We start from the raw sequence: 15,842 nt of genomic DNA on the forward strand, positions 1-15,842 counted from the left end.
CCGCGCGCCCCTTCTCCCAACTTGGAAAAGGTTAACACGATGATACGAACAAAGAAAGAACAAATTTAACCCGCCAGCGCAGCGCCCTCAACCGCGCCGAGCGCGGCGCGGAGCACGTCGAGCCCCGCCCCCTTCTTCACGCCCTGCTCCGAGAGGATGCGCCGCCATTGGCGCGCCCCGGGCTGGCCGGCAAACAGGCCGAGCATATGCCGTGTCATCGCATGCAGGCTGACGCCTTCCGCGAGGCGCGCGGCGATATAGGGCTCGTAGGCCCGTACCGCGTCTCCCGGCGCCAGGGGCGCGCCCTCACCGAACAGCGCCGCATCCACCTCTCCCAGAAGGCCCGGCGTCTGATAAGCCGCCCGGCCGAGCATGACGCCATCGAACACCTTGGCGTGCTCCCGGCACTGATCAATCGTCGAAATACCGCCATTGAGAATAATGACCAGCTCAGGCCGCGCCGCCTTCAGCTCTGCCACGAGACCATAGTCCAGCGGAGGAACCTCCCGGTTCTCCTTCGGGCTCAGCCCCTTCAGCCAGGCCTTGCGTGCATGTACGGTGAACACGGAGCATCCGGCCGCCGAGACCTTGTCGACAAAGGTAAACAGTGTTTCGCGCGCGGGTAGATCATCAATCGCGATCCGGTTCTTGACTGTCACGGGAATCGAAACCGCGCCGCGCATCGCCGCCACACACTCGGCCACCAGATCGGGCTCTGCCATAAGGCAGGCGCCAAACGCGCCCGATTGCACGCGCTCGGACGGACAGCCACAATTGAGGTTCACCTCATCATAGCCAAAGTCCTCGGCAATCCGCGCCGCTTCAGCCAGCTTGCCCGGCTCCGACCCGCCCAACTGGAGGACAAGAGGGTGTTCAACCTCACTATAACCGATCAGCCGCTCCCGGTCCCCATGGATCACAGCGTCCGCCGTCACCATTTCCGTCCACAGCAGGGCGCGCTTCGTCAGCGTGCGATGGAACGCCCGGCAATGCCGGTCGGTCCAGTCCATCATCGGAGCGACTGAGAATCTATAGTCTTGTTTTTTCAACATTTTTTATGTACTATCAAGGGACTAAAGCACGAACATGTGCAGTCTGTGTGCACCGATTTGCACCCTTTTGTACCGGATTTGATCTGTCTGTGCACATGGAGCGCACATAAATGTCGAGCATTTTTAGACTTCCAAAGGGTGATTGGCGCGCCCAGGTGAGACGCAAGGGTCGATATGTCTCCCAGAGCTTTGTGCGCCGCAAGGATGCTGAAGAATGGGCGCTCAAGATGGAGCGCCGGGTCGACCGGGGTGAAAGCGTCTCGAAGAACATCCCGGATGATCTCTCGACCTTCTCTCACCTGATCGACCTGCACATCGCAGACATGCTGGAAGTCGGCAAGGCATTGCGCCGGTCCAAGACCTACACGCTCGAAAAGCTGAAGGAGAAAATTGGTACTGTCAGGTTCGACCTTCTCGACCGTGAACGGATCATCCAGTTCGCGCGTGAGCGCCGCGCCGAGGGCGCAGGTCCGCCCACCATTTCGGCTGATATCTCTTATATCAAGACCATCCTCATCCACGCCTCGGCGGTCCACGGCATATCTGTCAGCCCCGAGCAGGTTGACCTTGCACGCGTCGCCCTGAAACGGCTCGGCCTTGTCGGCAAGGCGCAGGAGCGCGACCGAAGGCCAACGCAGGAGGAGATTGACCAGCTCATTGCATACTTTGATAGCAACTCCCGGCAGAAGTCTCCGATGTCACGGCTTGTGAAGTTCGCGGTCGCGACGGCGATGCGCCAGTCGGAGATCTGTTCCATCGAATGGCCTGACATGGACGAACGCCGACGCACGGTGACCGTCCGTGACCGCAAGGATCCGCGTAACAAGGACGGCAATGACCAGCGCGTACCGCTCGTTGACCTGACCGGATATGATGCCTGGGAGTTATTGATGGAGCAGCGCCGGAGCACGACGAACAAGGGACGTATCTTCCCCTACAATCCCCGCTCCATAGGGACTGCGTTCCACCGGGCCTGCATGGAACTTGGGATTGAAGACCTTCACTTCCATGACCTTCGCCATGAAGGCACCAGCCGCCTCTTCGAGGCCGGGTTGCAGATTGAGCAGGTTGCCCTCGTCACCGGTCACAAGGACTGGAAGATGCTGAAGCGCTACACCCACCTCTCCCCCGACACGATTGTTCGCATAGCCCGGGACAGGAAATTGGGATGACATGTGCCTGGATATGCCGCTCGTGCGTAGCTCCGAAAGTCATTTGTCTATAAATATAATGACAAATTTCGAAATTAGTCTATATTTTTATAGACATAAAAACTATATTCGTCTATATATAAGTAGACAATATCGTCGAAACCGTCTGCATATATATAGACAAATGAGCGTCAAAGACACGGCCCGCCGCCAGATTGCCCGCAAGATCAGCGAGTCAGCGCGCAATCCCGCAAACACATTGAGAACCCCGCCTGGGGGCTGGATTGCCAATGTTCGCAAAGCCCTCGGCATGTCCGGAACGCAGCTGGGCAAACGGCTTTCCCTGACACGTGGGCGCATTTCGCAAGCCGAGCTTGCCGAAGCCGAGGGAGGCGTGACGCTCCGCACGATGCAGGACATGGCGGAAGCCATGGGCTGCCGATTTGTCTATGCAATTGTCCCGGCGAGCGGCGAGTTGGATGACCTCATCGAAGCTCAGGCTCGCCGAAAGGCGACCAGGATCGTCAGCCGGGCCGCGACACATATGGCCCTTGAACAGCAATCGCTTAGTGCGGAGCAGAACAAGGCTGAGATTGATCGGCTCACCCGCGCGCTCGTTGCCGATCCCCCTTCTCACTTCTGGGACTAGCCATGAACGGGATCATGGATGAACCCGAAGGCGCGACGCCGCTCGATCCGGATGAACTGGAAGGTTTGAGACAGAAGCACATCACCACGCGTGGAGAGCTGAACGAACTCGAACAGGCCAATATCGAAACCGGGCTGCTCTGGCTCGCCGGCAGGCGCCAGACCGCAATCCTGACAGACGAGTTCCTGCGGGAGCTGCACAGGCGCCTGTTCGGCGATGTCTGGCGCTGGGCGGGCACCTACCGGCTGCGTGAGAAGAACATTGGGATCGATCCGCGCTTGATCAGCGTTCAGGTCCGCCAACTCCTGGGAAACGCGCAGTATTGGGCGGAAAACAAAGTCTATGCACCATTGGAAGCTGCCGCCCGGCTCCACCACGAACTTGTCAGGATCCATCCGTTCCCAAACGGAAATGGCCGTCACGCGCGCATCAGCGCAGACATTTTCCTCGCTGAGGCATTTGATCATCCGCCGGTCGACTGGGCGCGTGGCGCCGACTTAGCGAACAACAGTGCAAGGCGCACCGCATACATCGCTGCGCTGCGAGCAGCGGATGCGAATGATTTTGATCCCATACTGAACTTTGTGAATGCCTCGATGTGATGACGCAAAGTGGTAGCGTCCGGCGATATCCATCTCCGTTGATTCTGGTCACGGTATCCATGTTCACAACGGCAGGTGTTCACACCACCGAGGCTTTAATCCCATCCGGAGGAAAGTTCAGTGGCAGGCCGCGACATCGAGCAACTCATCGCGTTGGGCATCCTGCAAAAAGACGAAGCTGGCGGGCGCAGCACATCCTACTCGCCAGGCGCAGAATAGAGATCCTCCCGATGCCGCTCATCCAAAGACAGAATCAAGGTTGACGATTCTTGAAGCGGCGTTCATTCCGCCGCCTCCACATAGCAAGGCGGCATGAACGCCGCGAGCAGGATGGCTTTGCGGCAGCTAGCACTACCTGGAGCGCGCGCAATCAATCGGCGCTGAGTACTGACGGCTTGCTTCGCCTCAGACCTTTGCCTTGTTCAGCTCACGGAGAAATGGACTGCGGCACCACTATTTTTTCCGGAGCCGAACCCCATGCGCATCGCCGTTCGTGAACTCGATGCCTTCTTTGGCGAAAGCCTTGGTGATTGCGCTCAAGGTCGAAACCTTTGTCGCATCCAGACTACCTTCCATCCTCTCCAAGCGTTTGATCGTCTCGACGGACAGCTCCGCCCGTCTGGCGAGTTCCGACTGACTCCAGTTGAGCATCGCTCGGGCAGCTCGCAATTGCGCAGGGATCATAACTACCCTTTTTATGTCTTTTGTTGCACTATTTAGGTTGACACTTTCAGGGCGTTTCATTACCCATAAAGTGTAACGCCATTGCTAACAGATTCTGGTCGCGCGGACCAGTTTTCATGCACGCCTTCGGTTGTGCACGAAGTCATCGCCGACCGGGCTGACCGCACGATCAGACAGGCAGCCGCAAGCGCACGTTTTATCCGCCCGAGTGCTGCTCGGTTTTAAATGATGACTGCCAAAAGTTCGCAGGAGAATTCAGATGGCAAGGAAAGCATTGAACAAGGCCCAAGAGCCGCCGGAGCCAGCCAGAACATTCGACGACATCAGCTCAGACGCCGGGGATGCCCTGATTGATCTTAGCGGAGCACTGACGGCCGGCAGGGCCCTGGTGGACCTCACACTTGCTGATGGGGGCTCCGCAGATGCTCCTGTTCTCTACAAGAGACTGAACGCCTTGGAGTTCGTGCTGCGCCAAGCAGGTCGTGCAGAAGACATCCTGTGGGTCGCTATCGACAAAATGAGCATGTCATTCGAAGAGAAGTAGTGTGACCACGTTTCTCAAATCGCTCAGTAGTCACTCTCCAGAATTGATGAATGGCGCATCGCAAACGCAGTCACCTTCTGATCACAATAACTAATCTCCATCAACTCTACCCCCAGCTTTGTGCAGATCCTTTACGCGAAGGCGCCAACACATTTGGAAGAAACGGCACCGGTTGCTTGGACCAATCCTAGGGTCAGCTCGATCCTGACGCGGGCCGATAGGCGAGCAATCGAAGGGCGTTCCCTACCACCAGAAGAGTAGAACCTTCATGCACGAACACAGCAGGGCCGATCCCAAGGCCCAGCAATGTAGCCGGAATGAGCACCGCAACGATACCAAGGCTCACCCAGAGGTTCTGCCTTATAATTCGCCGCGTCGAACGACTAAGCCCCACAGCAAAAGGCAAGGTGCGCAAGTCGTCTCCCATGAGTGCCACATCCGCCGTTTCGAGAGCAACGTCCGATCCTGCCGCCCCCATCGCGATGCCGACTGTTGCATTCGCCATCGCCGGCGCGTCATTGACGCCGTCTCCCACCATCGCCACACCGCGACCTGCTGAGAGCTCTGCAATCTTTCGGACCTTGTCTTCTGGCATCATGTCGCCAAATGCCACGTCCAACCCGACATGTTTGGCAACCGTATCGGCAACAGCCTGATTGTCGCCGGAAATCATCATCATACGGGAAACACCCAACTGCCGAAGCTGCTCAATGACAGGCCCAGCTTCCGGTCTCGGCGTATCCATCAGGCCGATCGCTCCAAGGAAGCGTTCCGCCTTGAGAACGACCATCATGGTTTGCCCTTTTGCCACCATATCGGCCACATCTGCGGCCAGTTTTGACGGCATCTCGGGCGTATCAATGCCATCAAACATCGAAGGCTTGCCAATGATAACAGTCTCGCCGTTGACCGACGCCGATACGCCGCGTCCGGTAAGGCTCTCAAACTTTTCGGCAGTGAAAGGCCTGCTACCTAGGCGCTTCTCCGCATCACGTGCAATTGCGCGGGCCAGCGGATGATCACTCAGAGCTTCGACGGCGAGCGCTATCCCGAGCAGCTCGTCTTCAGAAACACGCTCATTGAGAGTGATATCCACCAACCGAGGCCGTCCCTCAGTAAGCGTGCCGGTCTTGTCGAAAGCGATGGCATCCAGAGCGCCAAGCGACTCCAAGGGTGCGCCGCCTTTCACAAGCACACCGCCGCGAGCGGCGCGCGCCACTCCGCTCAGAACCGCACTGGGTGTCGCGATTGCCAAGGCACACGGACTGGCGGCAACCAGAACGGCCATCGACCGATAGAAGCTCTCGCTGAAGCTTTCATCAAATACGAGCCAGCTGAATGAAACGACCAATGCCAGCAGTATTACAGCCGGCACGAAGATCTTCTCGAACTTTTTTGTAAAACTCTGAGTAGGTGACTGCCGGGTTTCAGCCTCACTCACCAATTTTACAACACGGGCCAGCGCTGTCTCGCTTGCCAGACGCGTCACCTTGATTTCAAGACTGCCGGATCCGTTGATCGAGCCGGCATAAACCCGGTGTTCAGACGGGACATTGTCGGAATTTTGTTCCGCAACCGGAATAGGTCTCTTGTCGACGGGAACACTCTCACCTGTTATTGGCGCCTGATCGACGCTGCTCTCTCCGGCAATGACGACTCCGTCCGCAGCCAATCGCTCATTGGAGCGCACGATCACGATGTCGCCCAGACCCAGCCTTGCGACCGGGATTTCTTCCTCACGGCCAGCACGTCTAATACGCGCCGTCTCAGGAGCGAGTTTTGCCAGAGCTGTAATCGCGTTGCGCGCACGGCTCATTGCATAATTCTCAAGCGAATGCCCGATACTGAACAGGAAGAGAAGCAAAGCACCCTCTGCCCACTCCCCCAGCAGGGCGGCACCAGTTGCAGCAACAAGCATCAGAAAGTCTATTTCGAACTGCCCCTTCACGAGCTTTCCGACGACTTCCCGGAGAGCGTAGTAGCCTCCAAAAAAATAGGCCATGACATAGCATGTCAGGCTGAACATTTCCCCAGAACCGGCGAACACCTTGGGCACAATCCAGCCCACCAGGAGCAACACGCCGCACGCAAGTGAAAACACCAGCTCAGCGCGCCCGGCCAACAAGCCATTGAAAAAATCGCTGTGAGCGTGATCATCGTTGTGTGAACTAGACATTCTCATTCTCCGCTAGGCCCCGCGGGTCGCCCTTCTGGGACACTCCGTACTCTGAACGCTTCTCTTGCCACCAGATCTCCTTAACCTAGTGGCCGCCGTGCGCTTCGCCATGCCCGATTTCAATGTCACTGCACCGCACACGCGCGCGCTCCTGGCCTTCTGAATTCCTGGTCGTGAAAACCGTGTCACTGAGTTTCACAACCTCCAAACTGATCGCAGGTTTTGACTCCCCGGAGGCCGTGAGGGGAAGATCATTGTGCGTCATCGTCAACGTGCTGCCGTCCATGGCCCAAACTCCAAGCGAATGCAGATCTCCGCTTTCTGAGGTGAAGATCGCGACCACACCGTCAGACATGAACAGCGTGAGAGGGCCACGTGCACAATTAGCAATATCATCGCCGCCAACCCATACGCCGACAGGTGAGGAAGCAGGCTGAGCCTGCGCCGCCAGAGGTGCGAAGCCTGTACCGAGAAGTGCAAACATGTATGCGAGTTTCATAGTGCCATTGTCTCCTGATTGATGAGCCCCAGCTGAATGAATACAGATCGGGCCAGCTGAACACTTGAGATGCAGACAGGCCGGAAGCGACTTTGCTACCGGCCTGCCGCCATGTGAAAGTTTACTCCTCCAGCCCCTCTGATCTGTACCGCATCGTCCTTGAAGCAAACGTCGGCAGGACAATCAGAGTGAGCAGTGTTGCTGTAATTAGGCCGCCGATCACAACGGTTGCGAGAGGTTTCTGGACCTCAGCGCCAGCACCGTGTGCAATGGCCATCGGGATAAACCCGACAATAGCGACCATGGCTGTTGTCAGCACCGCCCGAAGTCTGCTGGATGCCCCCTCAAGCGCCGCCTCCATTGGAGACTGGCCTTCCTGCAACCTTTCCCGGATTGCCTGCATCAGTACGAGACCATTGAGGGTCGCAACACCCGACACCGCAATGAATCCGACTGCAGCAGAGACCGAAAATGGCATTCCACGCAGCCAAAGTGCCAAGGCTCCCCCAACAAGAGCCAATGGGACACAAGCGAAGACAAGGCCGGCCTCGCGGAACGAGCCCAGTGCCATGAACAGCAGTACACCGATCATGACAAACACTGCAGGTGTCACTACACTGAGCCTTTGCTCCGCACGCTTCAGGTTTTCAAACTGGCCACCCCATTGAATGGAGTAGCCGGCAGGCAAAGTGACAGCCTCGGCAACCTTGGCCTGTGCCTCGGTCACAAAGCCACCCAGATCCCTGCCTCGAACGTTGGACTGGACCACCATACGGCGGCTGCCATTGTTGCGGCTGATCTGATTCTGACCCTCGGCCACCTGAATATTGGCGACGGATGACAAAGGCACCACAACGCCGCTTGCCGTGACAATTGGCAGGGACGCCAGGACTGCAGGGTCGTTGCGGTCGTTTTCCGAGAGACGAACCATCACGTCAAAACGCCGGTCTCCTTCGAAGATCTGACCTGCCTCACCTCCGCCAACTGCAATGCTAACGACCTCGCTGACGTCGGCTGCTGAGAGACCAAAATTGGCTGCAGCAAACCGATCCACTGAGATCGTAAGTGTGGGCATGCCTGACGCCTGCTCAACCCGCACATCAGCTGAACCATTTATAGACCGCAGTACGGCGGCCACCTGGTCTGCAGAGCGTTGCAGCTGCGCAAAATCATCGCCGTAAACGAGAACGGCGAGGTCCGTGCGCACACCCGAAATGAGCTCATTAAACCTCAGCTCAATCGGCTGACTGAACTCATAGGCATTGCCAAGCTGTTGGGAGGCTGCCTTGTCGATTCGCTCAATCAGCTCCTCTTTGGGCAGCTTCGGATCCGGCCACTCCTTCCGGTCCTTCAGCTTGATTACCGCGTCGGAGATATTGGGAGGCATTGGATCAATAGCCGCCTCAGCCGTACCCGTACGTGCAAATACGGTTTCAACTTCCGGCATTTCCAAGATGGCACGCTCAAGAGCGGTCTGCATGATCTTCGATTGCTCGAGAGACGTCGATGGAACGCGCAGAGCCTGCATGGCGATGTCACCTTCGTCCAGGGTCGGGATAAATTCCCTGCCCAGGCTCATGAACGCAGTGGCGCCCACAGCGAGAGCGGCAATCGCCGCGACAAACACTGTCACGGGCCGATCAACCGTCTGCCGTATCACCGGCACTATGCCCCTGCGAGCAATGCGGATGAGGAAGGTTTCATGCTCTTCGGCTTCACCCTGCGCGTTGATGTGAACGTTCTTCGGCTCCCGCACCATCAAAGCTGTCATTGCGGGCACGAAGGTGAAGGAGAAGATGAAGGCACCGACGAGGGCGAGCATGACTGTCGCACCCATCGGAATGAACGTCTTGCCTTCCACGCCTTCCAGCATGAGCAGTGGTGTAAAGACCAGAAGAATGATGATCTGGCCGAACGCTGCCGGTTTGATCATCTTGCGTGCAGCCGCGCCAGCGACCTCCAGGCGTTCCCTGGCCTTGAGAGTACGTCCCAGCTCTACTCGTTTCTGACCAAGCATCAGGAGCGTATTCTCGACAACGACAACAGCGCCATCGACAAGCAGACCGAAATCCAAAGCCCCGAGGCTCATGAGATTTCCGCTTATGCCGAACTTGTTCATCCCGATGACCGCAAAGAGAAAGCTGATCGGGATCATCAGAGCTGTAATTGTTGCTGCACGGATGTTTCCGAGGAGCAGAAACAGGACCGCGATGACCAGAAGCGCACCTTCGGTAAGGTTCTTCGCGACCGTACTGATAGTAGAGTTCACAAGAACACTGCGGTCCAGAACGGGCTCAGCCACAATACCCGGTGGCAGGCTGGCGCCAACTTCCTCCAGCTTCTGTGCCGCCGCCTGAGCCACTGTCCGGCTGTTGCCACCAGCAATCATGAGGGCGGTGCCGACAACGGCCTCGTGACCATCATGGCTGGCAGCGCCGAGTCGAGGAGCCTGACCAACAGCGACGGTTGCGACATCAGCGACGCGGATAACCAATCCGTTGCGATTGGCTACTGGAGCCTGGGCAAGGTCTTCAGTCGTATATGCAAGCGCATTGCTGCGTACCGTCAACGCCTCCCCTGCTCTCTGGATGAACCCGGCACCGGATTGGGTATTGGCCCGCTCGAGAGCCTGTACCAGTTCAGCAAAACTCAGTCCGTAGCTGGCAAGTCGCGCAGCATCCGGCTGTACGGCATACTCCTTGACATAGCCTCCATTGACATCAACCCCGGCAAGGCCCTTTGCCGTGCGCATGCGCGGCGTGATGATCCAATCCTGTACGGTGCGCAGGTAAGTCGCGCGGTCGAGTTCAGTCGCAAGACGATCACCCTCCGGCGTCAGGTAGGCACCGTCCGATTGCCAACCCGGCTGCCCGGGTTCTGCAAGCTTGCGCCCAGTTTCCTTCTCAAAATCGACTGTCCACATCAGGACTTCGCCGAGCCCCGTCGTGATGGGCGAAAGAGCAGGCTCCACACCTTCAGGCAAGCTTTCCCTTGCCTGTGTCATGCGCTCGGATACCTGCTGGCGCGCAAAGTAGATATCGGTCTGGTCGGTGAATATTACCGTGACCTGACTAAACCCGTTCCGAGTGAGAGAGCGAGTGCTCTCAAGGCCGGGAATTCCAGCCATCGCCGTTTCCAGAGGGAAGGTTACCTGCCGCTCCATCTGTTCAGGCGCGAGCGCCGGAGCGACCGTATTGATCTGAACCTGCCGGTTGGTGATATCCGGGACAGCATCAATTGGGAGGCGCAGGAGTTCAGACAATCCGAACCCGGCGACCATAAGCGTGATGAGTACGACGAACCAGCGGAACTGGACCGACGCCTCAATGAGGGATTTGAACATCGGTATCTCCTAGTGTGCGTGGTCCGCCTCGCCTTTGGCGAGTTCGGCCTTGAGAAGGAAAGCATTCTTGCCGGCAATTTTCTCACTGCCGGTAAGTCCCTTGACGATCTCGGTTCGGCCACTGGCCTGACGACCGAGAAGGACCGGAACTGCCTTGAAGCCTTCTTTGGTTTGCACAAATACTGCAGAACTACCGTTCACGGTCTGCACGGCGTCGCTGGGAACAAGAATACCCCCATCACTGCCCCCGGTGACTATCGACCCGGTCACAGGTGACCCGGAAGGAAGCAGCTTGCCCCCCTCTGCACGTGCGCGAACAATAGCAGCACCGCTCTGTCCTGCTCCCGCGTCGGCGGCAATGCCGGTCACAGTCGCATTGAATTCACCGGCAGGACCAGTGACCCGCATCGTGGATCCGACCTTCGCAGAGCTGACGAGCAACGGAGGCGCACTGAATACGAGTTCAACGCGCTCCGGATTGGTCACCTCGGCAACAACGCTGCCCTGTGCAAGAAAGCCACCTGGCCCCACCTGAACAGAACTGACCACGCCCGAAATGGGGCTGACAATCCGCAGTCGCCCGGATGCGTCCGGCTTTCCCGCTGCTGCCGCGCGCGCTTCAGCCGCCCGCGCTACCGCGTCAGCACTTGCCGACTCCGCTGTGAGCGCTTCGACTTCCTGACGCGCAACAATGCCCTGATCGTAGAGGTTCTGGCTACGTTGAAGCGCCTGGCGTGACGCCTGTGCCAAGGCACGCGCGGCATCTACGTCTGCTCTTACGGCGGCGGCATCACCACTGATGACGATCACCAGAGGCTGCCCCGCCTTGACAGAGTCCCCCGGCGCAACAAGCACGCGCTCAATCAATCCATTTACAGACGCGCCAACCGCCGCCCTTGCATCAATCATCGGGGTTACCCGGCCGGAAAGACGAGTTTCTGCGCCCCCACCAAGCGAGATGGATACGACTTCAATCCCGGCAGCCTGCATTTGGGCTGGCGTCAGGTGAACAGCGCCTTCCTCATCGCCCTCCTCCCCCTCAGCATGACCATGGCCGTCATCCTCCGCCTTTTCTGCAGGCTCAGGTTTTTCGTCGTGGTCATGGTCATCATGGTCGTCGTGAGCGTCTGCGTTTTTGTCGGCTGCAACAGCGCCAGCACTCTTCTTTCCTTCGCCATCATGGTCATGATCGTGCTCGTGTTCATCCTTGGCAGGACTGTCCTGCGTCACTGCGGAAGCGTCCTGACCGGAACCGCATGCCGCGACACTCCCGAGAAGCACCACGGCGGCTGCCGCGCTCATCAGGAAGTACTTGTTGGTGAAACCTGCTGGTTTGGTCATTTTTGATCCCCTTCAAATGGAGTGCGCCCTTCAAGTCGGGCAAGGTCTATTTCTGCGCCAGCGCGGGCAAGACGGGCATCAACCGCCGCCGTCCGCGCACTGATGAGTGCTGACCGCGATGTAAGGAGTTCGAGTTGCGAAATGCGACCGGACTCAAAGCCAATCCGGGAAAGCTGGTAGGCTTCTTCTGCGGACGCGACCCCGGCATCTGCGGCGGAGACACGGCTGGCGGAAGCTTTTAGCCTGGCAACGGCTGCTCCCTGCTGGGCGCGAACATCCTGTCGTGCTGCTTCGAGCCGAGCTTCCGTTGCTCGCAATTCCGCTTGGGCAGCCTGAATGTTCCCACGGTTTTGATCAAAGAATGGAAGTGGCAAACTGAAGCCAAGCGTGAACGATGTTGCATCATCCATTTGCGAACGGCGAACACCGACATTCGCCGTTACGTCGGGGCGACCGAGCGAGCGCTCGACCCTTATACGCCGCTCTGCTGCCAGCCGTTCCGCTTCGGCAGCCTTGATTGCCGGCGCTTGCTCATTGGACGGAGCAGTCAAGACTTCCGTCCGATCAAGAAGGCTATCGGCTACAGCGGTCACCGGAGAGGACAGCATGGCCATGACCGTCAAACTCACAAAGGCTGCATCCATATCTGCACGCGCTTCATCAAGCGTTGCCCGTGCCGATGCAGCCTCCGCTTCGGCCTGAACCGCGCGGAGCCGAGGCTGGCGCCCCTCCTCCACCTGAGCGAGCGATGCGTTGGTGTCTGCGAGCGTAAGTTCCAAGGCCTCTTCAGCGAGCTGGAAACGGCGCTGCGCGGCCTCGGCCTCGGCATAGACTGTTGCGAGCCGTCCGACAGCGTCTGTAACAGCAAGATCGCGCCGGACAGCTGCTGCATCCGCTTCAGCCCGCGCCGCGCCAATACGAACGCCGCGACGATTCCAGAGCTCAAGATCCTGCGACACCGAAAGGGTTGTTTCTGCGTTGCTGAACCCGGAGTAAAGCCCGGACCCGAGCACGTTCTCCGTCTCTATCCCGATGATAGGGTTTGGGCGCGCGCGCGCCTGCAAGACACGTGCACTGGCAGCGTCCTCCAGCGCAGCCGCTTCACGGCTGGCTGGGGCCTGCTCTATCTGCTCAACGAGCTGCGCGAACGGCGGAGCCGGTTCAGCCCATGCGGGCCCCATGGTTGCGGCCATCAGGCCCGCCCATGCACAGCTCACCGCGAGGCGCGGTGGCCGCATAATTTTGAATGACATGAAATTCTATTCCCAGAAAGTTGACACGAGAAGACAGCGCCGCACATCGCAGCGCAGCAATCGCGTCAGGCTCTGGGGGGCCTCTCAAGGCCATCTGGTACAAAGTGTGACCAGCTACCTGCGTACCCAATTCTGGGCATTCCTGCGTCCACAATCAGAAGCGCAAATGCAGTATCACTATCAACACGCCAAGCCATGTTGGTGTGGCTATGACCGTGGTTGCAAAGACCGTGCTTCGCCTCGCTGTCACCATGAACGCGAATGCCAGCATCCGCCCTTTCATCGGCAACCACTGCATGTGCCTGCTGGCCACCTGACACAGCTTCGGAAGAACACGCCAAGGCATCGGCTGCCGGTGCAATCACCAGGGTAGCCGCAATCATGACAATAAGAGCCATGAAAATGTTGGGCATTTTATCGAAGAACGCCATGTTCCCGATGACCTTCACAAAGACGAGTATATCGGATGTAGCACTTCATTGGTTAGCTTTCAATTTAACCGATCTGCTTCAATTCCGCACAATCAATTCATTGTCAGAGACTGGCATCTGATTGCTTACGCTTCATCTATGCGGCCTCCGTGGCGCCGTCCGAACCATCGTCCCACTTTCGCGACACACCGCTCGTAGGCATCCCCGTGTGCTGCCGTCAAAGCCTCCTCCTCGATACGGACTTGCATCATTGTCAAAGTCCAACCGGCCGCCAGGACTGCTGCGGACATAACTGTGGGGCTCCAAAGAAGTAGCGCGATCAATGCCAAGAGCAGCCCAACGAAAACCGGGTTGCGCGACCAGCTAAACAAGCCATGCGTCACGAGTTTGCCGAGCCCCTCTTCGGGCACGCCCACACGCCATGACGTTCCCATCTGCGTCTGAGCGATAGCAACAATTGCTACAGCCACAGCGAACAACACGGCAGAAAGCCATCTGACAGGTGCGGAAGAGGCCCAGTCCGCTCGTCCAAGTACGTCTTCCCAGTGCGGGACCTGCCAAGCAATTGTTGCAAGAACCAATGCGGAAATCACTGTGATCCGCCAAATCCGCTCCGCGACACCTTGGATCTCCGCATGGCGGCCAAAGCTGTAGGCATCATGGCCGGTATGACGCTTAACTGTCCTAAGCCGCAGCGCTGACATTCCGATGATCAGCATCAACCCTGCAATTGGAATCCATGACGGGGGCATTCGAGAACTCACGATTGAACGCCGCCGTCCTAAATCCTCCAGTAACTAGAGGATCAAGCGCTATTTGTAGTTTTTCCTCAAGTCGTTTCACACGAGTATTATGCTAATTCATGCTGGGGCTTTCTCGCGAACTCTCAATTGCGGATGCAGAATAGCTGCGCCATATCCCTAGCCTTGCAGATATCTGCAATCGTCGAATTCTGGTCAATCGCTGCCAAGGGAGTTGGCCGATGTTCACCATTGGTGAAGCTGCTCGGAAGACAGGGCTCAAGGTGCCAACGATCCGATTTTATGAGCAGGAAGGCCTTATCAAGCCACCGGCGCGGACAGAAAGCGGGCGCAGAGTGTACTCTGATCGTGACTTGCGCCGCCTGTCCTTTGTTCGGCACGCTCGCAAACTCGGCTTCGAGTTACCCGATATCCGTTCTCTCCTGAACCTAGCTGACCATCCCGAGCGCCCCTGCCATGATGCAGATCGTCTGGCACAGCAAAACCTCGAAGCCGTACGTCAACGGATAGAACAACTTCGAGCGCTTGAGCACGAACTAACTCGAATGGTGAGCTCCTGTGCTGGCGGCACCTCTGCGGATTGTCAAATCATTGAGTCGCTGAACGATCACACTCTCTGCTCTCGCGACCACGCTTGACGCGTCGTTGTCTCCGGACATGATTCTGGAACTCAGCCCGCCAGATCGTCCGATTGGGATAGAGTTCCAAAGCAGCTCAACAGAACTGATGCACTGGGACGATATCTTGCCGCGGCTCACCCACCTTTGCGCCCTGTAGGGCGTACTACCTCCACGCTCGCTCGCAGCACCACTTCTCAGGTCACGATGGAGTGGTCGTCACGAACGGCATCTGCATACCTCTCCTGCGTTACGCAGTACCCGCCCGCCTGCCGCAGATACGCTGAATCACAAAACCATGAAGAGCACAGCCCCCCGCCCGCTTAGAAGATGGATACACCGTCAATGCAGAACAAAGTCAGGTAGCGTTCGTCGGCACCCCCAAAAGGGATGGCGCCAGCCGAAGCTGCAGCAAATGCTACGGGATGCGCAAAACCCGGCGTCTCGAAGCCGTACAACGGGCGCCGAAAAATCGATGTGCAGACAAGGCGTTACCCAAGGGGTGGCGCCATTGCTTTTATCTTGCCCTACCGGGTCCGCCACCAACCCTGTTGCCGCTTACTGCACCGCATTGCGCGAACTTGCGGCGTCGCACATTTCTAAACGTCTGTAGGCCGCTGGAATCCATCGCCCTATTCTCAGACAATTGCTGACAGAAACACAATCATCAATCAGCTGAAGTGTGAGGCGCCCAAGGACTGCTAAAGCTCCTTCAAAGGGCAAAGTTTGCACAAGGAAT

15 protein-coding genes are annotated in these 15,842 nt (G+C 57.8%); 5 read left to right on the top strand and 10 right to left on the bottom strand.

Annotated elements, in window-relative coordinates; all coding sequences use genetic code 11:
* Nucleotides 1-65: 65 nt before the first annotated feature.
* Complete coding sequence (dusA, locus tag C0456_RS05435) at nucleotides 66-1,052, bottom strand: tRNA dihydrouridine(20/20a) synthase DusA (RefSeq protein WP_291049278.1); 987 nt, start codon at nucleotides 1,050-1,052, stop codon at nucleotides 66-68.
* A 110-nt stretch (nucleotides 1,053-1,162) separates the two neighbouring features.
* Here dusA and C0456_RS05440 point away from each other — a divergent pair, with 110 nt between their 5' ends.
* From C0456_RS05440 to C0456_RS05450, 3 genes are all read left to right on the top strand, one after another.
* Nucleotides 1,163-2,224, top strand: a complete 1,062-nt coding sequence (locus tag C0456_RS05440; RefSeq protein ID WP_035598934.1) for a site-specific integrase — start codon at nucleotides 1,163-1,165, stop codon at nucleotides 2,222-2,224.
* Between the two features lie 163 nt (nucleotides 2,225-2,387).
* The gene (locus C0456_RS05445; protein WP_035598932.1) at nucleotides 2,388-2,852 is read left to right on the top strand and encodes a mobile mystery protein A; all 465 of its coding nucleotides are present in this window, start codon (nucleotides 2,388-2,390) and stop codon (nucleotides 2,850-2,852) included.
* A 14-nt stretch (nucleotides 2,853-2,866) separates the two neighbouring features.
* Nucleotides 2,867-3,454 (top strand): mobile mystery protein B, encoded by a 588-nt coding sequence (locus C0456_RS05450; protein ID WP_291049285.1) that lies wholly within the window; start codon nucleotides 2,867-2,869, stop codon nucleotides 3,452-3,454.
* A 453-nt stretch (nucleotides 3,455-3,907) separates the two neighbouring features.
* Here C0456_RS05450 and C0456_RS05455 read toward each other — a convergent pair whose 3' ends face one another.
* Complete coding sequence (locus tag C0456_RS05455; RefSeq protein ID WP_241767906.1) at nucleotides 3,908-4,198, bottom strand: helix-turn-helix transcriptional regulator; 291 nt, start codon at nucleotides 4,196-4,198, stop codon at nucleotides 3,908-3,910.
* Between the two features lie 199 nt (nucleotides 4,199-4,397).
* On the opposite strand from C0456_RS05455, the gene C0456_RS05460 reads away from it, so the two are divergent.
* Nucleotides 4,398-4,682 (top strand): hypothetical protein, encoded by a 285-nt coding sequence (locus C0456_RS05460; protein ID WP_035598924.1) that lies wholly within the window; start codon nucleotides 4,398-4,400, stop codon nucleotides 4,680-4,682.
* A gap of 193 nt (nucleotides 4,683-4,875) precedes the next feature.
* Here the strand turns inward: C0456_RS05460 and C0456_RS05465 are convergent, their stop codons facing one another.
* From C0456_RS05465 to C0456_RS05495, 7 genes are all read right to left on the bottom strand, one after another.
* Complete coding sequence (locus C0456_RS05465) at nucleotides 4,876-6,864, bottom strand: heavy metal translocating P-type ATPase (protein ID WP_035598921.1); 1,989 nt, start codon at nucleotides 6,862-6,864, stop codon at nucleotides 4,876-4,878.
* Between the two features lie 79 nt (nucleotides 6,865-6,943).
* Nucleotides 6,944-7,357: a hypothetical protein gene (locus C0456_RS05470; RefSeq protein ID WP_035598918.1), complete on the bottom strand. Its 414-nt coding sequence runs from the start codon at nucleotides 7,355-7,357 to the stop codon at nucleotides 6,944-6,946.
* 121 nt (nucleotides 7,358-7,478) lie between these two features.
* Nucleotides 7,479-10,700 carry a CusA/CzcA family heavy metal efflux RND transporter gene (locus C0456_RS05475; RefSeq protein WP_291049292.1) on the bottom strand — a complete coding sequence of 1,074 codons (3,222 nt, stop codon included), beginning with the start codon at nucleotides 10,698-10,700 and terminating at the stop codon, nucleotides 7,479-7,481.
* Nucleotides 10,701-10,709: 9 nt separating this feature from the next.
* Nucleotides 10,710-12,041, bottom strand: a complete 1,332-nt coding sequence (locus C0456_RS05480; RefSeq protein ID WP_035598912.1) for an efflux RND transporter periplasmic adaptor subunit — start codon at nucleotides 12,039-12,041, stop codon at nucleotides 10,710-10,712.
* Nucleotides 12,038-13,294, bottom strand: a complete 1,257-nt coding sequence (locus C0456_RS05485; RefSeq protein ID WP_035598909.1) for a TolC family protein — start codon at nucleotides 13,292-13,294, stop codon at nucleotides 12,038-12,040. Before C0456_RS05485 ends, C0456_RS05480 begins: the two co-directional genes overlap by 4 nt.
* Before the next feature lie 65 nt (nucleotides 13,295-13,359).
* Nucleotides 13,360-13,725: a hypothetical protein gene (locus C0456_RS05490; protein WP_157532797.1), complete on the bottom strand. Its 366-nt coding sequence runs from the start codon at nucleotides 13,723-13,725 to the stop codon at nucleotides 13,360-13,362.
* Nucleotides 13,726-13,850: 125 nt separating this feature from the next.
* Nucleotides 13,851-14,444: a methyltransferase gene (locus C0456_RS05495; RefSeq protein WP_291049297.1), complete on the bottom strand. Its 594-nt coding sequence runs from the start codon at nucleotides 14,442-14,444 to the stop codon at nucleotides 13,851-13,853.
* 263 nt (nucleotides 14,445-14,707) lie between these two features.
* On the opposite strand from C0456_RS05495, the gene C0456_RS05500 reads away from it, so the two are divergent.
* On the top strand, nucleotides 14,708-15,124 hold the full coding sequence (locus C0456_RS05500; RefSeq protein WP_084324291.1) for a helix-turn-helix domain-containing protein: 417 nt from the start codon (nucleotides 14,708-14,710) through the stop codon (nucleotides 15,122-15,124).
* A gap of 537 nt (nucleotides 15,125-15,661) precedes the next feature.
* Here C0456_RS05500 and C0456_RS05505 read toward each other — a convergent pair.
* A partial coding sequence (locus C0456_RS05505) for a hypothetical protein (RefSeq protein ID WP_291049301.1) occupies nucleotides 15,662-15,842 on the bottom strand: 181 nt, incomplete at its 5' end.

Source organism: Hyphomonas sp., assembly GCF_013823385.1.
GTDB lineage: Bacteria > Pseudomonadota > Alphaproteobacteria > Caulobacterales > Hyphomonadaceae > Hyphomonas.